Here is a 20,400-nt window from a genome sequence, read left to right on the forward strand (position 1 = left end):
CCAGCGAAAGTGCCCGGGCGTGCCTGTTGCAGGTTGTGGCCAAACAGTGACCATGTGTCACATGCGGTGCCCAATACCCGCCGGGAACAGCCCGCGCCCGGCGCTGCTGAGAGAATAGATGCATGACAGCATCCGAGTCCCCCGCCGTGTCCGCACCAGGAGCCCATGCACGCGCCACGCCGCCTCTGGCACTCCTGCTCGACGTGGACGGGCCGGTGGCAAGTCCGGTCACCCGCGATGTGAAGCGGGAGATCATCGATGACCTGGTGGCCCTCGCCGCCGCCGGCATCCCCGTTGTTTTCAACACCGGGCGCTCTGACGCGTTCATCAGGGAACAGGTCATGGAACCCATGATCGCCGCCGGGATTCCGTCAGGCACCATCATCCACGCCGTCTGCGAGAAGGGCGCCGTCTGGTTCAGCTACACCGCGGCCGGGCCCGGCCCCATCCATGTGGACCGCGAACTCGCCGTGCCGGCAGCCTACGGGGACGACATCCGGCGGATGGTGGCAGAGGACTATGCCGCGCACATGTTCTTTGACGAAACCAAGAGGGCCATGGTGTCCGTGGAGCAGCACATCGAGGTGCCCAGCGCCGAGTACCTGGCGGAGCAAAAACTCTTCGACGCCGACGCCATGGAGCTGATGGCCCGCCACGGGCTGGGAGTGGTGCGGCTGGACCACCACGCCCCCAATTCCGACGACGAGGTTGACTACCGGGTGGACCCCACCATCATTTCCACGGACATTGAATCGGTGCGGCTTGGGAAGGACCTGGGAGCCAGCCGGGCAGTGGAGCTGCTCGCGGCACAGGGCATCACCCCGGAGGCCTGGCGGACCGTTGGCGATTCGCGCACGGACTATGCCATGGCTGACTGGCTTCACCACAACGACCACCCGGTCAAGCACGTGGATGTCCGGCCCGCGGACGGTATCCCGGAAAAACCGTACCAAGTCCTGACCGCCGAGGACCTGGGGCTTGGGGCGTCCGTAATCCACGACGACGCCGGCGGTGCTTTCCTGCGCAGCTGGCGGGAGGCGCTGGGCGCCTAAGCCCCTTCCGGGCATTGGTTGCCCGGACCCTGCCGTTTTACGGGCGGGGCTATCATGCACATAGGAACGCTAACTAATACGCAGCACGGAGACCATCATTACAGAAGCACCGGTTCAAGACGAGGTCTACTACGGCGGCCAGGCATCCGTAGAGGAACAATTTCACGCGGAAATCACCTCCGCAGAAGCTGAGCAGCGCCTCAACCCGCGCCCTGACGTCATCACGCACAAGGGCCGCATCGCGCTGATCAACTACAACAGGACTCCGTACCAGGCCATGGTGGAGGACCTGCTGTTTGTCAGGAATGTGCTTGCCAACGCCGGCCTGGCCTACCTGCTGGTCAGGGGCAACAATGACCGTCCCGTCGTTGCCCTGGACTGGAAAGACCGGAAGAAGCTCAGGGCCGCCCTGGTGGAAGCCTGCCAGGACGAACCCTTCTACTCCATGACCGTGGACGCCAAGAAGAAGACCTCCCTGCTGGTTGCAGACGGCGAACTCTCCTCCAACCGGAAGGCGCGCATCTTCCGCCTGTACCGGCCGCGGGTGGAGCCGGCCGGCGGCTTCGAGTTCGGTGCCTCCGCAGGTGTCCAGCTTGAGCTGTGGTCCTTCAAGGGCGACGAGATCATCCTGCCGATCGAGAATTCCCTCACGCGCAGGACCCTGCTCCGGCAGGACGCTGTCCGCGGCACCGTTGAACGCTATGGCCACACCTGGCCCACCATCGAGAACATGTTCGCGGACCACGCCAGCGACATCAGCTTCGACATCGACCTCGTGTTCTCCTGGGTGGACGGCAGCTCCCCTGAGTACATTGCCGCCCGCCGGGCCCAGCAGAAGGACGTTGTCCTGGGCGAAGGGGATGACCATGAGGCCCGCTTCCGGCAGATCAACGAACTCAAGTACGCGCTGCGGTCCGTCTACATGTTTGCGCCCTGGATCCGCCGCATCTTCATTGCCACGGATTCACCGGCACCCGCGTGGCTGGCGGAACACCCGTCAGTGACCATTGTCCGCAGTGAGGAGTTCTTCTCGGACCCCTCCGTGCTGCCCACCCACAACTCCCAGGCGGTGGAGTGCCAGCTCCACAACATCGAAGGCCTGTCCGAGCACTTCCTGTATTCCAATGACGACATGTTTTTCGGCCGGCCGGTCAGCCCGGACCTGTTCTTCACGCCGGGCGGCATCACCAAGTTCATTGAGGCGGAGACCCGGATCGGGCTGGGCGAGAATGCTGCAGAACGGAGCGGGTTCGAGAACGCGGCCCGTGTCAACCGCAAGCTGTTATGGAACAGGTTCGGCCGCATCACTACCCGGCACCTGGAGCACACAGCCGCGCCGCTGCGGCGCAGCGTGGTGGCGAAGATGGAGCGCGAGTTCCCTGAGGAATTCCGGAAGACGGCGGCCAGCCGCTTCCGGGCGGCGGACAACATCTCCGTGACCAACTCCTTCTACCACTACTACGCCCTGCTGACGGGCCGGGCGGTGACCCAGACGGCGGCGAAGGTCCGTTACGTGGACACCACCATGCGGACGGGACTGAATTACCTGCCCAAGCTGCTGGCCAAGCGGAACATGGATTTCTTCTGCCTGAACGACGGCAGCTTCCCCGAGGTGGATGCCGACGAGCGCGCCAAACTGGTCACGGACTTCCTGGAGAAGTACTTCCCCATCAAGGCGCCTTGGGAAAAGTAGGCAGCGGCCTACCGGCTTGTGGGGAGCCCGATCTTCGCGCTGTTCCGCTGCTTGGCGGTTTCTGGAATCCGGATCCCGGCGGCGGCCAGCCGGAACTCGGTCTCTTCCGGGGAGACGTACTCCCCCACCGTGGTGGAACGGCCCAGCGGAACTACCGAGTGGACGATGGTGTGCTCGTACACGTGGACCAGGTTGAAGGATTGCCCGCTGTCCTGGCCCCGTGTGCCGCCAACGGGAACATTGAGGTCCTGCGTGTAGCAACTGGCCGATGCCACGGAGACAGGGATGCCGGCGAAGCTCGCCGTGGTCGAATAATGCAGGTGGCCCGCGAGGATGGTGCGGACGTCCGAGTTCCGGACTACTGCCTCCAGCGACGCCTGGTCACGCAGCTCTACCAGGACCGAGAGGTCCAGGATGGACGGTATGGGCGGGTGGTGCAGCGCCAGGATGGTGCCGTCGGGGGCAGGAGTGTCCAGTTGCCGCGTCAGCCAGTCCAGCTGCGACGGGCTCAGCTCGCCGTGGTGATACCCGGGAACTGAGGTGTCCATGGTGATGACGCGCAGCCCGTTGACGGAGTAGCTCTTGTCCACGGGCGCGTCATTCGGGGCTTCGTCCAGCAGTCCCGTCCGGAAGTTTTCACGGTTGTCGTGGTTGCCCATCGCCCAGATCACCTGAGCGCCGAGTTCCTCGCAGGCGGGCTCAACGATTGCCCGCAGTTTCACATAGGCTTCAGGATCGCCCTTGTCGGCGAGGTCGCCGGTGAAGATCACGGCCTCCGGCCGCGCCCCGGACGCCTTCACCTCTTCGAAGAGCTGGATAAGGCGTGCTTCGCTGTCAACGACGCCGTAAAGGGGATCCGGACCTCCCATCAAGTGGGGATCGCTCAGGTGGAGTAGGAAGTGGCGTGGCCGGGGATGTTCGGCCTCGATGTGCTCCATTGCTGCCTCTGTGGTTCGGTGGGAAACGGCGCTTCCCTTGTACCCTTCAGTAATGTTTATCCAATCAGACATTTGGCAAACTTTGGGTAAATCGCCGTAGTTGATGTGGAAAAAGATGAAAGAACTGCGCTTTTCAGCCGCCCGGTTCGGCGAAGGGCCCGTTTTTCAACAGAGGGCCTCCTCGACGGCGTCGATAACCGCCGCCGAATCGGGCTCCACGGTTGGCGCGAAGCGGTTCACCACCCGGCCGTCCCTGTTGACCAGGAACTTCTCAAAGTTCCATTTCACTAATCCGGGCAGCAGCCCGCTCTTGAACTTGGTGAGCTCCGCGTAAAAGCGGGTGCTGGTTCCTGCCACGGACGTCCGCCTTGAGGGTGAGGGGGAACGTGACCCCGAAGTTGCGCTGGCAGAATTCGGCGATTTCGCTGTCGCTGCCGGGTTCCTGGCCTGCGAACTGGTTGCACGGTACGCCGAGTACTTCAAACCCCCGGTCCCGGAATTTTTGATACAGCGTCTCAAGCCCCGTGTACTGGGGCGTGAACCCGCAGTTGGAGGCAACGTTGACCACCATCACCGCTTTGCCCTTGAACCTGCCAAAATCGGTCGGGGCACCGTCGTTCAGGGTCAGCGGGATCCGGTACAGGTCGGTTACAGACCGCTTCCCCAAAAGGTTGTCCATGCATGGAATTCGTCACCAACGGACCGCGGTATTGGTCAGGGCTGGGCGTTTCCTGCAAGGATCCCGGCGCACTTTTAAGGCACCGGTGAGGGGCCGGTTGCCTATGGCGCTGGTTCGATGGGGGCGGGTTCGGTCGGCGCGGGCTCAATCGGGGCGGGCTCAATCGGGGCGGGCTCGGTCGGTGCAGGTTCGGTGGGGGTGGGAACCGGCTCTACCGGACTCGGCTCAACCGGGGCCGGTTCAACCGGAACCGGCTCAACCGGGGCCGGTATTACCGGAACCGGCTCTACCGGGGCGGGCTGGGTCGGTGCAGGTTCGATGGGCGTGGGAACCGGCTCAACCGGGGCAGGTTCAACTGGAACCGGCTCAACCGGGGCCGGCTCGGTCGGTGCAGGTTCGCTGGGCGGGGGAACCGGCTCAACCGGACTCGGCTCAACCGGCGCAGGTTCGGTCGGCGCCGGTTCGGTCGGCGCCGGTTCGGTCGGTGCCGGTTCGATGGGGGTGGGAGCCGGCTCAACCGGGGCAGGTTCAACTGGAACCGGCGTGCCGGTCTCAGACGGCGACGGCGACGACGTCCCCGGGTCAAACTCAGACGGCGACGGCGACGACGACGTCCCACTCTCAGACGTCGACGGCGCCCCCGGGTCAACCGTCGCAGCCAGCAGCAACGAGGATGCCGGCCCGGCGGAGGAGCCAGCCGCCGTCGTCGGCAAATTTGCCCATGGAGCGGCCGAAGGAGGCTTGCTGCCCTGCCCCATCGGGATGGTCCAGCGTATGGGCACCGGCCCTATGGACGGAACACTGGTGCCTGGCAGGTAGGTCAGCGACTCAGCGGGCCCGGCTCCGACTGGCCATACCGCCATCAGGCGCCATTGCAGCGGACTCGTGTGGCGTCCGTTGAGGATTGTTTCGAAATGCAGGTGGCATCCCGTCGACCACCCGGTGGTGCCTACCCTGGCAATGGCCTGGCCAACTCTGACGGAGTCACCGCTGCGGACGGCAATGGACTCCAAATGGTTGTAGGTGGTGATGAGTCCGTTGCCGTGATCGATTTCAACCCGGTTGCCGCCGCCCCAGGGATGCCATCCGGCCGCACGGACCACGCCTGAATCCGCAGCGTAGACCGGGGTGCCGCACGGGGCCGAATAGTCTTGGCCGAGATGGAAATCCCCAGCCAGCCCGGAGAGCGGGCTTACCCGGAATCCGAAGGGCGACGTGGGAATCAGCAGTTTGAGGGGCGCCATGAGATAACCCGCCGGCGGCCTTCCCAACCCTGTCAGCTCAACGGTCAGCGCTGGCGGAGCACCCTCGGCGGAGCTGCCCGGGAGCGGACGCGGAAAACCGGCTTCAGCTTGGGGATCGGACAGGATGGCAACAGCCAGGGGGGCAGCGGCTACAAGGCCGTCCGACGGCGGTGCACCCCCCGCCGCCGCTCTGCCATTGGTCCCGCCATCAGCGCCGGTTCCGTCACCTAAAAGATTCCCCGCGGCACCGGCACCGGCATGGGCAACGGAGGCCGTGGCGGTTCCCGGTTCAGAGCTGCTGCCGGAGAGGTTGAACGCGCAGACGGAGATGGCGAGCACCCCGGTGGCGGCCACGGTGCGCGCACCATGCAGGCGAAGGCCATTGGGGTTCTTATCGTGTTTCCCGGATACCGCGTGAGTGCCCAAAAGACTGACTCCAGGACGTGGCCACCCGCGCATTGTCTTGACGGGTACCTACCATGTGAACATACAGTCGCTGCCCTGTGAACCCCGCAGCGGGCACACTTTGGGTTTTTTGGGGAGACACCGGACTGCAGCATCGCCAAGGCCACCGGACCACTCGGCTGCAGCTTCGCTGAATCGTGCTTACGATAAGCTCGACAGCCGAGTTCTCCACAGGAGGGCGTGCACCATCAAAAGCATCCTCAGCCCCATCAAGAAGCGCTTGGTCCGAACCTTCAGCAACGGTTCCGAAGGGGTTCAGCAATGGCAATTGGATCTTGCGGAGGGCGATGACCCGGGGTACCACCTGCCCGGTTCCGCGGTATGGGCGGTGCACGGTTCAATGTCGCCCATCGTCGCCGGAATCCGAGCCCTGCTGATGCAGTCCCTGCACCCTGGCGCCCTTGCCGGCGTCCACCAACATTCAAACTTCCGCGAGGATCCCCTGGGCAGGCTGGCCAACACCATCCGCTGGATCTTCACGGTGACCTACGGCTCCAAGGACGCCGCCGGGAACGCCTCACGGAGGGTGCGCCGGCTGCACGAGGCCGTCCAGGGCAGCTACAGCGACAACCAGGGGGCACAGCGCACCTACAGCGCCAACGATCCGCACCTGGCCAGCTGGATCCATCTGGCCTTCACTGACGCCTTCCTCACGGCCCACAAACTGTGGGGAGGCACGATTCCCGGCGGACCGGACGCGTATGTCCGGGAGTGGGCCCAGGCGGGCCGGCTGATGGGAGTGGAGGATCCGCCGCTCACCGAGGCGGACATGCACAGGCAGCTGGACCGCTGGTACGAAAGCGGTGATCTCCGGGGTGACGGCCGTGTGGCAGAGACAGTGGGATTCGTCCGCAACCCGCCCTTGAACCGGATGCTGCGGCCGGGGTACCGGCTCCTCTTCGCGGGCGCTGTATACAGCCTGGAGCCAAGGTACCGCCGGATGCTCGGGCTGGAAGTTCCCCGGCTGGGTCCCCTGCCGCTGCCGGTGAGGCTCGCAACGAAGCTGGTTCTCGGCGTCGCACGCCTGGCCTTGGGGCACAGGGGTCCAAGCGAGCTGGCCGCCAGGGAACGGCTTCGGCGGCTGGGCGTGGCGGCTGCGGAGGGCGGGATGACGCCGCACCAATAGAAAGGACCCGGCCCCCGATTGAACGGGAGCCGGGTCCTCACCGGCGGAGAATGGGGGATTTGAACCCCCGAGGGCGTTAACCCAACACGCGTTCCAGGCGTGCGCCATAGGCCGCTAGGCGAATTCTCCAGCTGCTTCTGAATCAAAAGCAGATACTAGGTTACCTGATGTTTTCCGCATCGCCCAATTGGCCGGAACAAGCTGGTTCTCCACAGGCCCTGAGAGGGCTGCCCGTCACTTTAACCACGAAATGGACGCCCCCAACGCGTCCATTCCCCAGACACCGTTGAGCTGCCGGGTCCGGCCCGTTCAGCCAGGCCACGCACCTCACAATCGGAGATTGCCCCAATCGGCGTATGTACCCATAATCCGGGGAGTTGCCGGGATAAGCAACGAGTTTCGTCCGCTTGCCGGCTGCTTTCGGGCACGATGGAAACCATGAAGGAGCTGCATGCACTGGTGGTCTACGTCCCGCGTTCCCACACGGACCGGGTCCTCGCGGCCATCGGTAACGCCGGAGCCGGCAGGATCGGCAATTACTCGCACTGTTCGTTCGTCGTGCCCGGGACGGGCCGCTTCACTCCCCTGGAAGGCTCCGAACCGTACCTTGGGCACGTGGGAAAGCCGGAGGAGGCGGCCGAGGACAAGATTGAATGCGTGGTTGACCAGGCATTGCTCGACGCTGTGGTTGCAGCGCTGCGGGCGGCGCATCCCTATGAGGAGCCAGCCTTTATGAGCTGGCCGGTGGAGGGCTGGCGCTAATCGATTCGAGTCGCGCCGGAAGTTCGGGTAAAGTGTCTGACGGCCCCTCATGTGGCGTCATCCTGTTGAACTCCCCCAGGACCGGAAGGTAGCAAGGGTAAATGGGCTCTGGCGGGTGCATGGGGGGTCTTTACTATTCCCCCACAGGGCGGCAGGATGTCGGCCCGGATTGGTAGGGTTTTCTCTGTGACAGTTACTACCGCCCTCTACCGCAGATACCGTCCAGATTCGTTTGCTGACGTTATCGGGCAGGAGCATGTCACCGAGCCGCTGATGACGGCTTTGAGGAAGAACCGGGTCAACCACGCCTACCTCTTCTCCGGCCCAAGGGGCTGCGGCAAGACCACCTCCGCCCGTATCCTGGCGCGCTGCCTCAACTGCGCCCAAGGCCCTACCGACACCCCCTGCGGCACCTGCCCCAGCTGCGTTGAGCTCGCCCGCGGCGGTTCCGGCTCGCTGGATGTCATCGAGATTGACGCCGCCAGCCACGGCGGCGTGGACGACGCCCGGGACCTCCGCGAGCGGGCCACCTATGCACCAGTACGGGACCGCTACAAGATCTTCATCATTGACGAGGCCCACATGGTCACGTCCGCCGGCTTCAACGCCCTGCTGAAGATCGTGGAAGAACCACCGGAACACATCAAGTTCATCTTCGCCACCACGGAACCGGACAAGGTCATCGGGACCATCCGCTCCCGCACCCACCACTACCCGTTCCGGCTGGTGCCGCCGGAACCGCTGATGGCCTACCTGGAGCTCTTGTGCAACCAGGAGAACGTCCCGGTGGCCCCCGGCGTCCTGTCCCTTGTGATCCGTGCCGGCGGCGGCTCCGTCCGTGATTCGCTGTCCGTCCTGGACCAGCTGATGGCGGGCGCCGGGCCGAACGGCCTGGACTACGAACTTGCCGTGGCACTGCTCGGATACACCCACGCGTCGTTGCTCGATGACGTGGTTGAGGCCGTTGCCGCTTCTGACTCCGCTACCGTTTTCCGGGCCGTGGACCGGGTGATCCAAACCGGCCACGATCCCCGCCGCTTCGTTGAGGACCTGCTGGAGCGGTTCCGCGACCTCATCATCGTCCAGGCCATGCCTGAAAGCGCCCAAACCATTCTCCGCGGCATGCCTGCGGACCAGATTGCCCGCCTGAAGAACCAGGCCCACAACCTGGGGGCGGCCGAGCTGTCGCGCGCAGCGGACGTCACCAATACCGCGCTGACCGAGATGACCGGCGCCACCTCCCCCCGGCTGCACCTTGAGCTGCTGTGCGCGCGGATCCTTTTGCCCAGCTCGGAGCAAAACGAGCGCGGCATGGCGGCGCGGATAGACCGCGTGGAGCGCAGGCTGAACTACGCCGGGAACGACGTCGGGGCTCCCGCCGGGTCAAGTGCGAACGGCTCCACAGCTGCCGCCACACCTGCCGCTCCGCCGGCGCACGTTTCCGGGGCAGCCAACGCCGCTGCCCGGGAAGCAAGGCCCTCGGCTCCTGCGTCTTCAGCTGGCGCCACCGCTGCCAGTGTTCCGGCCCTGGATACCGCGAAGGCGGCGCCCGCGGCTCCGGCCGTTGCGGGCCCGGCGCCCGGCACCCCGGCATTGCCGGCAGCCACCGCAGCCCCCGGGGACCCGGCAGCTCCCGGCGCGGGCTCCGTCGGGGAAGCTTCCTCTGCGGCCGGCGGACCACGCTCTGCCCTGACCGCCCCGCGAGTCAGCACCGGCGACTGGCCGGTAGACGATTCGGCAGGAAACCGCCCGTCCCCTGCCCCCTCGGATCGTCCAGCCGGTCGCGGCCCCGGCTTTGCCTCGCCGCCGCAGGCCCCGGCGGAGCCGGCCGCTGCGAGTGCGTCCGGCTCGGCGCAAGATGCCATGGAAACGCAGGGTTCCGGCCCGGCTCAAGGTGCCATGCGCACGCCGGGTTCCGGCCCCGCTCAGGGCTCCGGCCCGGCGCCCGCCGCCGAGCCCAAAGCAGCTCCCCCTGCCGGGCAGGCGGAGAAGTCGCCCACCCCAGCGGCACCCACCGCGGCGGCGCCTGCCGGTGCGCCCGGACCCATGGGGGACGTGGAGGTCTTGCGCCGCGCCTGGCCCGACGTCCTGCAGACCCTGTCCAAAATCAAGCGCAGCACGTGGGCCCTCGTTGAACCCAATGCCCAGGTTGCTGCCTTCGACGGCCACAGCCTCACCCTCGCATTCACCACGTCCGGACTTGCCGGAGCCTTCGGCCGGGCGGACCATTCGGAGAATCTGCGCCAGGCCATCCACAAGACCGTAGGCATCGACTGCCAGATCACTGCGTCGGCCGGTGGCGGCACGCAGGCGAGCTCTGACCCAAACCCAAAAGTGCCCGCCGGACGGGTGGCACCGGCAACTTCGGCTGACGTCGCTTGGGGGCTGGCGCCGGCACCTGCTCCGACGGGCAGCGATGCAGCACGGCAGCCTGGCCTTGGCGGGCCCGCTGCCGCGAGCCAGCAGCACTCTGTACCGGACGCAAAACATCAGCAAAGTGCACGTCCGGGGCAGGGACAAGCTGATGCGGGCCAGGCCCACGACGTCGCACCGGAAGGCGTGGCGGCCCAGGCAGCAGCCGCGGCACTTTCGGCCCCGCCTCCCGGAAGCGGTACCGTGCGGCCCGCATCCGGACAACCCGTTGCGCAGGTCCCGCCCCGCGCAGAGTCCGCCCCGGTTCCGGCGGCCCACGCCGCCGCGGAGGAAGATTACTCATATTCCGACGACGACTGGGGACCGGCCAGGGACGAGGACGCTCCCCCTCTGGACGAAGAACCTCCCATGGACTGGGCCCCGTCCAACCGGGCCCAGCCCTCGGGGGTGCAGGCCGGTTCAGGCCCGTCGGGCACCCCCGTCACCGATTCCGGTGCAAAGGGGCCGTCGCCGGCACGCCCCGGCCCCGTTAACGTCCCGGGCGTCCAGCCTCACGGGCAGCATCATTCTGCCGCTGGCACGGCTGCAGAACCGCAGGATCCTTGGACCCGTGCCGTGGAACAGGCTCCCGGAGTCTGGGTGGTCGGTGAAGAAAGCAACGTGGGAAGGGCAGCCTCCCCTGCGGCGCCGGACGAGGCACCAACCGGGCCGGTGGCCGCACCGCGCTACGAACCCGCCACAGCCCAGGTACCACCTTCAATCCCCGTCACGAGAGCCGGCACCAGCCCGGAGCCGGACTGGGGCCTGGCAGCGTCTGCAGCATCTGCAGGCGCTGGACGGTTTGGAGCGGACGAACCGGGCGGGGGCGGTTTCTCACCAGCCATCGCGGAACCGGACATAACGCGGGAGCCAGAGTACGCCATGGCGTCAGCTTCCCCGGCTCCCGCCGCCACTCCAACCCAGGCTGCCCCGGCCAAGGCTCCCCAGTTGTCCCCGGCCGCCGCAGCCGAGGCACGGCAAAGCCTTTACCAGCGCCTCTCCAACAGCCCTGAAGCGGAAGCCGGCCGCGCCAAGGCCCCGGCCCGTGCGGTGACAGCTGCTGCCACGTACGTCCAGGACATCCCCAGCGCCGATGATGAGACCATCGAAGAGTCCGGCGTGTTCGGCCGTGCCGCGGTGGAGCGTATTCTGGGCGGAAAGCTGATTGAGGAGCGCTCCCCCGACGGAAGCCCCATCACACCGCGATATTGACGGTTGCCCGGTCAAACGGGGGACCGCCTTTAAGTCTTTGCCCTGCCCGCAATCCATCCCAAGCTAAGGGGAAAACGTGTACGAAGGTGCTGTCCAGGAGCTGATTGATGAGCTCGGACGCCTTCCGGGGGTGGGCCCCAAATCCGCCCAGCGGCTGGCGTTCCACATCCTCGAAGCCGATCCCCAGGACATGAAGCGCTTGGTTGAGGCGATCACGACCGTCAAGGAACGGGTCAAGTTCTGCACCGCCTGCGGCAACGTCACCGAGCAGGAACTGTGCAACATCTGCCGTGACCCGCGCCGGGATCCGGCGGTGATCTGCGTGGTGGAGGAATCAAAGGATGTCCTGGCAGTGGAGCGCACGCGGTCGTTCCGGGGCCGCTACCACGTGCTGGGCGGCGCCATCAACCCCATTGCGGGCATCGGACCGGAGCAGCTCCGCATCCGCGAGCTCCTGACCCGGCTCAATGACGGCGCTATCCAGGAAGTCATCATCGCTACGGACCCCAACCTTGAGGGCGAGGCCACCGCCACCTACCTGGCCCGTATGCTCAAGACAATCGGCATCACCGTGACCCGGCTGGCCTCCGGGCTGCCTGTGGGCGGCGACCTGGAATACGCGGACGAGGTCACCCTTGGCCGGGCGTTCGAGGGACGCCGGAACGCCCTCATCTGACCTGCCCCTGGCGGACCCTGCCTAGCCGGGCCGGGCCCGGGGAAGCGCCGCAAGAGCCGCAAGCGCGCCCGCGTCAGGTCCGCGGACGCCTGCGCGAACCAGCCGTCCTGCTTCCGGCGGCCAGCAGCACTCCAGCCACTATGGCCTGGCCGGCAATTCCCACCACAGGCAGCGGCATCCTGGCCGAATCCTTGGCCAGCGGTTCCCCGTTCACACAGGGGACCTGGGTGCCGTCCCCCGCTTCCTGCATGGCTGACGGCACCCATCCCAGGACAACCCCGGCCGGATCGGCGTCAGCGCCCAGCGCCAGGAAGACCACCGAGGGGCTGAAGGCGGCCAGCCACATGATGCGCTCGGTATGGTAGACCTCGGCTACGCCGGCCGGGACTTCCGAACACTGGTAGGCCTGGCGTGTCCCGGCGGGTCCCCACTGCACATTCACTGCCACGGTCACCGGTTCCACCACCCGGACCAGGGGCACCAGGGCGGCAGCGCCACCGGCCGAGCCAGCCACCAGGATTCCGGCGAGCGCCAAACCCGCCACCCGGGCCAGTCGCGGTTTCCCTGCCGTAGCCGCCACCCCCACTCCAACAGCGCCGAAAACGGTGCCCTCAACAGCGATGACCCCGGCAGCGGCCGCCGCCACAGTGCCTGGTCCGCCGGCAGCCAGCGACTGCAGCATCAGCACGCAGAACGCCAGGGCAGCCAAAATGAACCCACGGAATGTGGTGGCCAGCAATGCCGGGAGGACCACGCCGCCCACGGCCGGCTCCGTGGCTGCGGCAACGTGTCGTTGGCACTGCATGCCCCAGGCCACCGCAAGACAGGCCGCCACGGACGGCATGAGGGTTGCGGCGAGCGCGTACACCAGCATCGGGGCGTTATACCCGCCACTCCCCTGCCCCAGCGACGCAAACATCACCACGGCGGCGGCGGAAGCTGCCCAGGTTCCTACAACAGCGCTGCCCGCCAGCGCCCAGAACCTGACGGTACGGATGCTGCGGCCAGCGTCAGCCACCGCGAGCTGCATGCCCGGCCGGCCGCCGTGCATCTGTTCCCGGCCGCCGTCGTCGTCATCCTCCCAGCTGGAACTGCCGGAACCGCCGGAGTTCGCGCCTATCGGTTCGTAGAAGGGTTCGGCGACTGGATGCGCAGCAGGCTGGTCGTCGTCGGCCATGGGGAAGCCCGCCTTTCCACGGACAGGCCCCAGCCCGGCTCAGACCGGCAAAGGTGCCGGCTGGTCCTATCGTTGCCCAACACGCCAGGGCTGTCCAGAGCCGGACTATGCGATGCGCACACCCCGGGCCAGCTTGTGCGCAGGTGTCCGGAGCGCCCGCCGGCCGAGCCACATCAGCAGGGCGGACAGCACCAGCTGAAGCCCCAGTCCAAGCGGCCACAGCGGAGTTTTCTGCCCCAGGTACGGCGGCTGTACCATGCCGTTGGCGCAGGGGACGGTGCCGTCCGGGCCGGCCATTGCCTGGCGGGCGCCCTGGCTTATTCCTTCAATGGCCCCGACGGAGGCGAAACCCGTCTGCGCTGTGCGGTCGCGGTATGGGATGGCATCCGCCACCACCACGAAAGGGTTCATGCCGAGCAGCCATGCAACCCGCTCGGTACGGACGGCAGGCTGTTCCCGGAGCGGACCCGAGCAGGTGTACTCCGGCCCGAACGGCCCGGACTCCAGCGGTGCGTACTGGCGGTACAGCGGGTTGTTGGCCATGACGGTGCCCTGGGCCAGGCCCGTGCCGAGCCCGAAGGAAATCAGCGTGCCGAAAACCAGCCCGGCCACCGCCAGGTAAGTCACCACGATGGAGAACAAGGACCGCCCGGCCAGAGCCGAAATCCCCACGCCTAAGGCGCATACGATGCCCACTTCAACTGCCAGCATCAGCAGTGCAACCAGCACGTGTCCCGGTGTCATTCCCCCGAGAGCCACACCAATGACCAGGAACGGCGCGCTGGCCACGAGGAACGCAAGGGCTGCCAGCCAGGCGGCAAAAAACTTCCCCCACAGTATCTGGCCGGGTCCGAGGAGGGTGACCTGCAGGATCGCCAGGGTGCCGCCTGCCCGGTCCCCGGTGATTGCATTGGCAGACAAGGCGGGCGCCACCAGCAATGCGAACAACAGGACGAATGCCAGCACCACTTCAAAGATCATTGAACCCGGGCCGGCCGGCTCCGGCGGAACATAGCCTCCATACGCCCGCTGGGCAGCCTGCGAGGCGTTCCAGCCGGCCCACGTCAGCAGGGTGACCACACCGGTCAGGACAAACCAGATGGCCAGCAAGATGTACCAGCCGCGCGAACGCAGGCGCTGCTTCAGTTCCAGGACCACCACATTCCTGATTCCCGCAAGATAGGCTGCTGATGCGCCGGTTCCCGAGGTGCCCTGCCTGTTGTCGGTTGCCTGGCTCACTGCCGCTCCCCCTCGAGGTTCATGTAGGTCTCTTCAAGGGCACCGCTTGCGGGGGCAAAGGAAATGATTCCGACGCCGGCCAGCACCAGGTCCCGCAGGAGGCGCTCCGCATCGCCGTCGTTGTTCAGCACCAGGCTCACGCCCGGACGGCGGCCATCCTCGACGCGGAACGCCATTCCCAGGGCGGTAAGCCCTGCGGCCAGTGCTGCCGGGTCCGAGCCGGAGATCGCGTACCGCCGGCCCGCGGCGGCTGCTTCGGCAGTGGACTGCTGGCGGACCGTGCGGCCCCTATTGACGAACACTGCGCCGTCGGCGATCTCGTCGAGTTCACTGAGGACGTGGGAGGACACCACCACGGCCTTGCCCTCCGCCGCCAACTGCCTCAGCATGGTGCGGAGTTCCACCCGCGAGCCCGGGTCCAGGCCAGAGGCTGGCTCATCAAGGAGCAGGACTGAAGGGTCGTGGATCAGTGCCCTGGCGAGGCTCAGTCGCTGCTGCTGCCCGCGGGACAACACCCGTGCCGGCTGGTCCGCGAGATCGTCCAGCCGGACCCTTTCCAGCATGGCGGCCACCCTTTGGCCGAGGCCTCCGGCCGGCAGCCGGTAAAAGCGGGCCATCTGGGTGAGGATCTCCCGGGCGGTCAAAGACTCCCACACGCCCAACGTATCGGGCATCCAGCCCAGGCGCCTTCTGACCTGCGCGCGGTGGCGGAGGGGATCCAGGCCCCCCACGCTGATTGTCCCCTCATCCGGCGCCAGCAGCGATGCCAGCATCAGCAGGAGCGTTGTCTTGCCGGCGCCGTTGGGTCCGATCAGGGCGGTCACCTTCCCTGCCGGAGCATGGAAGTCCATGTGTTCGACGGCGCGCACCGCGCCGAAGCTTCGGCTGACGCCACGCGCCGATATTCCGTCGTCGGACACCGGCACGCCCGAATATCCCGGTACCTCAGAAATCCTTGCCATCGATCTGCACCTGCCCCCACAGTCTTTGCATTCTGACGCTCTGAGCCTACGCCGCCCGCGCCCTCCAGGGGCTGCCTGGCCGGCCGGAAATGGTCACAATTCAACCCCGGGCAGCGGGCGGCGATAAACTGTGGGGAGAAGTCGCGCCGACCAGGCGTTAGGCTGCCTGGCCTCCAAACCCCTACAGATCCAGTGAAGGTACGCGCATGAGTACGCCCACTACCGAAGTGCACAACGCAACGCAGCCGCAGGGGCTGCCCGCCGGCCGTGCGGTGACAAAGCAGCTCATCGTGCAGAAGTTCGGCGGATCCTCCGTGGCGGACGCGGACGGCATCAAGCGGGTTGCCAAACGGGTGGTGGACGCGCAGGCCGCCGGCAACGAGGTGGTTGTTGTGGTCTCTGCCATGGGTGACACCACGGACGAACTCCTGGACCTTGCCGCCCAGGTGACGGACTCGGCACCCGCCCGCGAAATGGACATGCTGCTGTCCGCCGGCGAGCGCATCTCCATGGCGCTGCTGGCCATGGCCATCAATAAATTGGGCGCCTCCGCCCAGTCCTTCACCGGTTCCCAGGCCGGCATGATCACTGACGGCATCCACGGCAAGGCCCGGATCATCGATGTGGATCCCCACCGGATCCGGACGGCGCTGGACAAGGGCAACATCGCCATTGTGGCCGGATTCCAGGGCATGAGCCGTGCCACCAACGAGATCACCACCCTCGGCAGGGGCGGGTCAGACACCACCGCGGTGGCGCTGGCTGCGGCCCTTGAGGCGGATGTGTGCGAGATCTACACGGACGTGGACGGCATCTACACGGCAGATCCCCGCGTAGTTCCCTCCGCCCAGAAGATTGAGCGGATCTCCAGCGAGGAAATGCTGGAGCTCGCAGCGTCCGGCGCCAAGATCCTCCACCTGCGCTGCGTGGAGTATGCCCGCAGGTTCGGCGTGCCCCTGCATGTCCGTTCCTCATTCAGCCAGCACGAAGGCACCTGGGTCATCCCCAGCGCCGAAGACAAGATCACCACACAAGAGGGAGTTGCCTTGGAGCAGCCAATCATCTCCGGCGTTGCGCACGACCGTTCCGAAGCCAAGGTCACTGTTGTTGGCGTTCCGGACATTCCGGGCAAGGCCGCAGCGATCTTCCAGGTCATCGCCGACGCCCACTCGAACATCGACATGATCGTGCAGAACGTTTCCACCCACGGCACGGGCCGGACGGACATCTCGTTTACGCTCCCCATCGTGGAAGGCGCCGACGCACTGGCGGCCCTCCATGCGGCGCAGGACCAGATCGGCTTCGAGAGCATCGAGTACAACGAGCAGATCGGCAAGCTGTCGCTGATCGGTGCAGGCATGCGCTCGCACCCCGGCGTCTCGGCAACGTTCTTCAAAGCCCTCTCCGACGCCGGTATCAACATCAACATGATCTCCACCTCCGAGATCCGCATCTCCGTTGTGACCCACGCGGACCTCCTGGACGAGGCCGTGCGTGTCATCCACAAGGCCTTTGACCTGGACAGCGAAAACGAAGCTACGGTCTACGGCGGCACCGGCCGCTAGTCGCACCGGCAACCCAAACCCGCCGGATGCGCGGGAAAGCCGGGCGTCTTCCGATACTCGGAGGAAGCCCGGCTTTCCTGCGTTGCAGATGTTATAGATGCCCCAGGCTGGGCTGGCCGGTCAGCTTTCCTTCTCGAGGTCTTCGCGGCGCACAGCGTAGTGATGGCCGGTCGAATCTGTTTCCACGACGAAGTGCGAGAGGTCCTCCTCCGAGGCCTGTTCGAAAGCGTCATGCTTGTGGACCACAGGCGTATCCGGGTCCAGCCGCGTGGCCGGGCCAAAGACGAACCGCAGCCTTTCGGTGAGATTCATGAAACCGCTGAGTACATGTGCCACTGTTTCCACCCCCTTCCCGGACATCGGGGAAAGGGCTCCTGCCGGCAGGAGCCAGTGCCCTTATTTTATGCCTGCAGGCCGGAAAAGGCTCCTGGCCAAGACAGCATTGCCCGGGGTCAGCGGAGGGATTTGTCCTCTGGATTCCGGGGGACCACGTAAGTGCTGCCGTCCGGCCGCGTCACAGTTTCCCACTGCCGGGTCTCCGCCTGCCGCTGGGCCAGCAGCCTGCGGTTTTCATCCGTCATGTCGTGGCCCAGGGATGAGCGGTTCGCGGGGCCGAAGATGGCCCGGAGCCTGCCGGTGGCCCGCATAAAGCGCTGCGACGCGTTTTCCTTGCCTGCTGAGTTGGCCTTACCCATGGAACTGGCTCCTTACCTGACATGCCTACCGCTGAAAGTGTACGCTAATGATTAGTGCACTAACAATCGGAGGATCCATGGCAGCGGCAACCGGCAGCGAACAGGGGCAGGACGAGGACCTGCTTTTGGAACACCAGTTGTGCTTCGCCCTGACGGTGGCGGCGCGAAGCGTTGTGGGCGCCTACAAGCCGGTGCTGGAGAAGCTGAATCTGACCCACCCGCAGTACCTTGTGATGCTGTGCCTCTGGGAAGCGAGTCCGCGGACTGTCCGGAATATCAGCGAGGCCCTCGCCCAGGAACCGGCCACCATCTCCCCGCTGCTCCGCAGGCTTGAGGCCGCGGGCCTGATCACGCGGCGGCGGGCAGACGGCAACGAGCGCGCCCTCGCCGTCGAGTTGACCCACGAAGGCGCCGCGCTCCGGCAGGAGGCGCTCAACGTTCCCGGGACCATGATGGAACGGCTGGGGCTGAGCAGGGACCAGGTCGGCGAACTCCATGCGGCCATGATGGGCCTCATTGCGGCCACCTCCAACACCAGCCAGATGCAGGACCGGCAGTAGAATAAGGGCATGAAGGGCAGGCGGCGACCCCCAGGCAGGACGCACACGCGCATGATCTCAGCCTTGCTCGTGGCAGCGGCGCTGCTCGCGGCCTGCTCTCCGGGCCAAGGCGGCGGCACCCCGTCCGGCGGACCATCCTCACCTCCCACAGCCTCCGCCACCAGTTCCCCGCAGCCGTCCGGCAGTCCGTCTGCCGACGCCGAGACCTCCGTCCCTGCCCCGGCTCCCGAATCTCCGGCGGCACCCTCAGGACCGGGCAAGGGTAACGCCGAACTTGCCATCATCATCGTTCCCGCCGAGGGCGAACCGGAGATCAGCTACACGCTGGTCTGCGCCGAAGGGGTCCCTGTTGCTGAAAGCGTCCATCCGGCCGCTGATGCTGCGTGCGCTGCGCTGAAGGAAAACGCCGGGCTGGTGAGCCCCTCCGCCCCGGCAACGGACCAGGCCTGCACCCAACAGTACGGCGGCCCGCAAAAAGCCACCGTGACGGGCGTTGTGGACGGCGTGCCGGTAGACGCTGCATTCTCCCGCACCAACGGCTGCGAAATCAGCGCCTGGGAAGCTGCGAAGGATGTCCTGGGTGCCGCCGGTGGAGCTTAAGCTTCTGGCGGCGGATGTATGGCAGCCGCTGGAGGAAGCCCACCACCAGCGCGTCAGCCGCTACGCCGACCCCTACCTTGCCCGCAGGTCCGCCGGCAGGAAGCATCCAGTGGAGGACTTCCTGTTCACCTACTACACCCAGAAACCCGGCCAGCTGCGGCGCTGGCACCCCGGCGCAGGGTACGTCCTGCCGGGCAGGGCGGCGTCCGCGCGGACGGGCTGGAAGCATTACAGGACGCTCGACGACGGCGAGCTTGCCTTCCTGGGGCTGCCGGAAGGAAGCACCGCGGTCACCTTTGACCGCGACGCTTTTCTTGCCGACCGCAGCGAGGCCGTGGCCTTTGCCCGCATCATCCTGCGGGGGACCGCCGCACGCCCGGCCCAGTTCGGCTGCTTTGGCCTGCACGAATGGGCGATGGTCTACCGCCAGGACAAGTTCGACCTGCGCCATGAATACCTCCAGCTGCGGCTGGGGTCGGCCGGCACCGACAAGGTGGTGGAGGACAACAGGATCCGCTGCACGCACTTCGATGCATTCCGCTTTTATACGCCGGACGCCGTGCCGCTGAATGAGTTTGCGCCGAGCCGGAACAGCCAGCGCCACCACGAACAGCCCGGCTGCCTCCACGCCAACATGGACCTGTACAAGTGGGCCTACAAGCTGCTGCCGGCCCTGTCCAGCGAACTGGTGATGGACTGCTTCGAGCTATCCTGGCGGATCCGCGCCATGGACATGCAGGCTTCTCCCTACGACCTGGCGGAGTGGGGCTATCCGGCGATTCCCATCGAGACGCCCCAAGGGAAGGCGGCCTACGTGGAGTACCAGCGCTCCTTCGCCGCCGAGGCCGCAGCACTCCGGGAGAGGCTGGCAATGGAACTGGACGCACTCTCGACCGTCCCGGGCATGACCGAATGATCGATCTCACCGTCAGGCTGAGGGAGGATCCGGCCGCCGTCGAGCAGGTTTTTCGGCTCATAGCCGACGATGGACGCGCCCAGCCCGGAAGCACGCTGCCGGACCCCGAAGCCGCCCTCGCAGCCGTGGAGAAGTTCGGTGAGGATATCTTCTTTCCCAAGCCCGGACCACCGCGCTTGTGCACCCAGCAGTATGGCGGACCGCAGATGGCCGTGGTCACTGGAGTCTTCCATGGCCGCCCGGTTGATTCCACTTTCGCGCGCACGGACGGCTGCGAAATCGCACGCTGGAAAGCGATGGCACCGCTGCTGGGCAGCGCGGGCGGAGCATGGGGCAGCACCTAGGACACCCGGCCAGGCGGTTCTCCAGGCAAAAAGCCGGATCCCGGGCGGTTTAGCCGCCCGGGATCCTGCTTTTCCTCCAGGAC

18 protein-coding genes, 1 tRNA gene, 1 other RNA gene and 2 pseudogenes are annotated in these 20,400 nt (G+C 66.3%); 13 read left to right on the forward strand and 9 right to left on the reverse strand.

Annotation, left to right across the window (positions count from 1 at the left end; translation table 11 throughout):
• Positions 1-122 precede the first annotated feature (122 nt).
• Both Q9R30_RS07805 and Q9R30_RS07810 read left to right on the forward strand, forming a co-directional pair.
• Positions 123-1,052: a hypothetical protein gene (locus Q9R30_RS07805; RefSeq protein WP_311217246.1), complete on the forward strand. Its 930-nt coding sequence runs from the start codon at positions 123-125 to the stop codon at positions 1,050-1,052.
• Between the two features lie 277 nt (positions 1,053-1,329).
• Positions 1,330-2,745 (forward strand): stealth family protein, encoded by a 1,416-nt coding sequence (locus Q9R30_RS07810; protein ID WP_396136704.1) that lies wholly within the window; start codon positions 1,330-1,332, stop codon positions 2,743-2,745.
• Between the two features lie 8 nt (positions 2,746-2,753).
• Here the strand turns inward: Q9R30_RS07810 and Q9R30_RS07815 are convergent, their stop codons facing one another.
• Positions 2,754-3,683, reverse strand: a complete 930-nt coding sequence (locus Q9R30_RS07815) for a phosphodiesterase (protein WP_104996712.1) — start codon at positions 3,681-3,683, stop codon at positions 2,754-2,756.
• Between the two features lie 165 nt (positions 3,684-3,848).
• Positions 3,849-4,362: pseudogene (locus Q9R30_RS07820) on the reverse strand (glutathione peroxidase).
• 117 nt (positions 4,363-4,479) lie between these two features.
• On the opposite strand from Q9R30_RS07820, the gene Q9R30_RS07825 reads away from it, so the two are divergent.
• Positions 4,480-5,181: a hypothetical protein gene (locus tag Q9R30_RS07825; protein WP_311217321.1), complete on the forward strand. Its 702-nt coding sequence runs from the start codon at positions 4,480-4,482 to the stop codon at positions 5,179-5,181.
• A 71-nt stretch (positions 5,182-5,252) separates the two neighbouring features.
• Here Q9R30_RS07825 and Q9R30_RS07830 read toward each other — a convergent pair.
• Positions 5,253-6,065, reverse strand: a pseudogene (locus Q9R30_RS07830) (M23 family metallopeptidase); the annotation flags it as partial.
• 226 nt (positions 6,066-6,291) lie between these two features.
• Here Q9R30_RS07830 and Q9R30_RS07835 point away from each other — a divergent pair.
• Entirely contained in the window at positions 6,292-7,197 is a 906-nt protein-coding gene (locus tag Q9R30_RS07835; protein WP_311217247.1) for an oxygenase MpaB family protein, read from the forward strand.
• Between the two features lie 44 nt (positions 7,198-7,241).
• Here Q9R30_RS07835 and Q9R30_RS07840 read toward each other — a convergent pair.
• Positions 7,242-7,326 (reverse strand) — tRNA-Ser (locus tag Q9R30_RS07840).
• A gap of 309 nt (positions 7,327-7,635) precedes the next feature.
• On the opposite strand from Q9R30_RS07840, the gene Q9R30_RS07845 reads away from it, so the two are divergent.
• From Q9R30_RS07845 to recR, 4 genes are all read left to right on the forward strand, one after another.
• The gene (locus Q9R30_RS07845; RefSeq protein ID WP_104996710.1) at positions 7,636-7,959 is read left to right on the forward strand and encodes a hypothetical protein; all 324 of its coding nucleotides are present in this window, start codon (positions 7,636-7,638) and stop codon (positions 7,957-7,959) included.
• Between the two features lie 38 nt (positions 7,960-7,997).
• Positions 7,998-8,094, forward strand: an RNA gene (gene ffs / locus Q9R30_RS07850) — signal recognition particle sRNA small type.
• A 21-nt stretch (positions 8,095-8,115) separates the two neighbouring features.
• Entirely contained in the window at positions 8,116-11,583 is a 3,468-nt protein-coding gene (locus tag Q9R30_RS07855; protein ID WP_396136705.1) for a DNA polymerase III subunit gamma and tau, read from the forward strand.
• Between the two features lie 76 nt (positions 11,584-11,659).
• The gene (recR, locus tag Q9R30_RS07860; RefSeq protein WP_104996708.1) at positions 11,660-12,259 is read left to right on the forward strand and encodes a recombination mediator RecR; all 600 of its coding nucleotides are present in this window, start codon (positions 11,660-11,662) and stop codon (positions 12,257-12,259) included.
• 73 nt (positions 12,260-12,332) lie between these two features.
• Here the strand turns inward: recR and Q9R30_RS07865 are convergent, their stop codons facing one another.
• The 3 genes from Q9R30_RS07865 to Q9R30_RS07875 all read right to left on the reverse strand — a co-directional run bounded on the left by Q9R30_RS07865 (position 12,333) and on the right by Q9R30_RS07875 (position 15,637).
• Positions 12,333-13,436, reverse strand: coding sequence for a hypothetical protein (locus Q9R30_RS07865; protein ID WP_311217249.1), 1,104 nt, complete (start codon positions 13,434-13,436; stop codon positions 12,333-12,335).
• Positions 13,437-13,541: 105 nt separating this feature from the next.
• Entirely contained in the window at positions 13,542-14,675 is a 1,134-nt protein-coding gene (locus Q9R30_RS07870) for an ABC transporter permease subunit (protein ID WP_311217250.1), read from the reverse strand.
• On the reverse strand, positions 14,672-15,637 hold the full coding sequence (locus Q9R30_RS07875; protein WP_311217251.1) for an ABC transporter ATP-binding protein: 966 nt from the start codon (positions 15,635-15,637) through the stop codon (positions 14,672-14,674). Before Q9R30_RS07875 ends, Q9R30_RS07870 begins: the two co-directional genes overlap by 4 nt.
• Positions 15,638-15,843: 206 nt before the next feature.
• Between Q9R30_RS07875 and Q9R30_RS07880 the strand changes: the two genes are divergently transcribed.
• Positions 15,844-17,202: an aspartate kinase gene (locus tag Q9R30_RS07880; RefSeq protein WP_104996704.1), complete on the forward strand. Its 1,359-nt coding sequence runs from the start codon at positions 15,844-15,846 to the stop codon at positions 17,200-17,202.
• Between the two features lie 120 nt (positions 17,203-17,322).
• On the opposite strand, the gene Q9R30_RS07885 is transcribed toward Q9R30_RS07880, so the two are convergent.
• Together Q9R30_RS07885 and Q9R30_RS07890 are read right to left on the reverse strand one after the other, a co-directional pair.
• Positions 17,323-17,538: a hypothetical protein gene (locus tag Q9R30_RS07885; protein ID WP_104999594.1), complete on the reverse strand. Its 216-nt coding sequence runs from the start codon at positions 17,536-17,538 to the stop codon at positions 17,323-17,325.
• Between the two features lie 116 nt (positions 17,539-17,654).
• Positions 17,655-17,897, reverse strand: a complete 243-nt coding sequence (locus Q9R30_RS07890; RefSeq protein WP_104996703.1) for a hypothetical protein — start codon at positions 17,895-17,897, stop codon at positions 17,655-17,657.
• Positions 17,898-17,974: 77 nt separating this feature from the next.
• Here Q9R30_RS07890 and Q9R30_RS07895 point away from each other — a divergent pair, with 77 nt between their 5' ends.
• The 4 genes from Q9R30_RS07895 to Q9R30_RS07910 are packed head-to-tail and all read left to right on the forward strand — an operon-like array spanning position 17,975 to position 20,317.
• Positions 17,975-18,457 carry a MarR family winged helix-turn-helix transcriptional regulator gene (locus Q9R30_RS07895; RefSeq protein ID WP_104996702.1) on the forward strand — a complete coding sequence of 161 codons (483 nt, stop codon included), beginning with the start codon at positions 17,975-17,977 and terminating at the stop codon, positions 18,455-18,457.
• Positions 18,458-18,508: 51 nt separating this feature from the next.
• A complete protein-coding gene (locus tag Q9R30_RS07900; RefSeq protein WP_104996701.1) occupies positions 18,509-19,057 on the forward strand; it encodes an SSI family serine proteinase inhibitor in 549 nt (182 codons plus the stop codon).
• On the forward strand, positions 19,029-19,973 hold the full coding sequence (locus tag Q9R30_RS07905) for a 3-methyladenine DNA glycosylase (protein WP_311217252.1): 945 nt from the start codon (positions 19,029-19,031) through the stop codon (positions 19,971-19,973). Before Q9R30_RS07900 ends, Q9R30_RS07905 begins: the two co-directional genes overlap by 29 nt.
• Positions 19,970-20,317, forward strand: coding sequence for a serine protease inhibitor (locus tag Q9R30_RS07910; RefSeq protein WP_311217253.1), 348 nt, complete (start codon positions 19,970-19,972; stop codon positions 20,315-20,317). Before Q9R30_RS07905 ends, Q9R30_RS07910 begins: the two co-directional genes overlap by 4 nt.
• Positions 20,318-20,400: the final 83 nt, after the last annotated feature.

The sequence above is a fragment of the Arthrobacter sp. AB6 genome (assembly GCF_031844545.1).
Taxonomy (GTDB): domain Bacteria; phylum Actinomycetota; class Actinomycetes; order Actinomycetales; family Micrococcaceae; genus Arthrobacter.

Coding starts and splice junctions, on each gene's coding strand:
- Q9R30_RS07810 (WP_396136704.1), top strand. CDS start 1,330: ATGGTGGAGGACCTGCTGTTTGTCAGGAATGTGCTTGCCAACGCCGGC.
- Q9R30_RS07815 (WP_104996712.1), bottom strand. CDS start 3,683: ATGGAGCACATCGAGGCCGAACATCCCCGGCCACGCCACTTCCTACTC.
- Q9R30_RS07910 (WP_311217253.1), top strand. CDS start 19,970: ATGATCGATCTCACCGTCAGGCTGAGGGAGGATCCGGCCGCCGTCGAG.
- Q9R30_RS07890 (WP_104996703.1), bottom strand. CDS start 17,897: ATGGGTAAGGCCAACTCAGCAGGCAAGGAAAACGCGTCGCAGCGCTTT.
- Q9R30_RS07905 (WP_311217252.1), top strand. CDS start 19,029: ATGTCCTGGGTGCCGCCGGTGGAGCTTAAGCTTCTGGCGGCGGATGTA.
- Q9R30_RS07805 (WP_311217246.1), top strand. CDS start 123: ATGACAGCATCCGAGTCCCCCGCCGTGTCCGCACCAGGAGCCCATGCA.
- Q9R30_RS07895 (WP_104996702.1), top strand. CDS start 17,975: ATGGCAGCGGCAACCGGCAGCGAACAGGGGCAGGACGAGGACCTGCTT.
- Q9R30_RS07875 (WP_311217251.1), bottom strand. CDS start 15,637: ATGGCAAGGATTTCTGAGGTACCGGGATATTCGGGCGTGCCGGTGTCC.
- Q9R30_RS07865 (WP_311217249.1), bottom strand. CDS start 13,436: ATGGCCGACGACGACCAGCCTGCTGCGCATCCAGTCGCCGAACCCTTC.
- Q9R30_RS07880 (WP_104996704.1), top strand. CDS start 15,844: ATGAGTACGCCCACTACCGAAGTGCACAACGCAACGCAGCCGCAGGGG.
- Q9R30_RS07855 (WP_396136705.1), top strand. CDS start 8,116: ATGTCGGCCCGGATTGGTAGGGTTTTCTCTGTGACAGTTACTACCGCC.
- Q9R30_RS07900 (WP_104996701.1), top strand. CDS start 18,509: ATGATCTCAGCCTTGCTCGTGGCAGCGGCGCTGCTCGCGGCCTGCTCT.
- Q9R30_RS07825 (WP_311217321.1), top strand. CDS start 4,480: ATGGGGGCGGGTTCGGTCGGCGCGGGCTCAATCGGGGCGGGCTCAATC.
- Q9R30_RS07845 (WP_104996710.1), top strand. CDS start 7,636: ATGAAGGAGCTGCATGCACTGGTGGTCTACGTCCCGCGTTCCCACACG.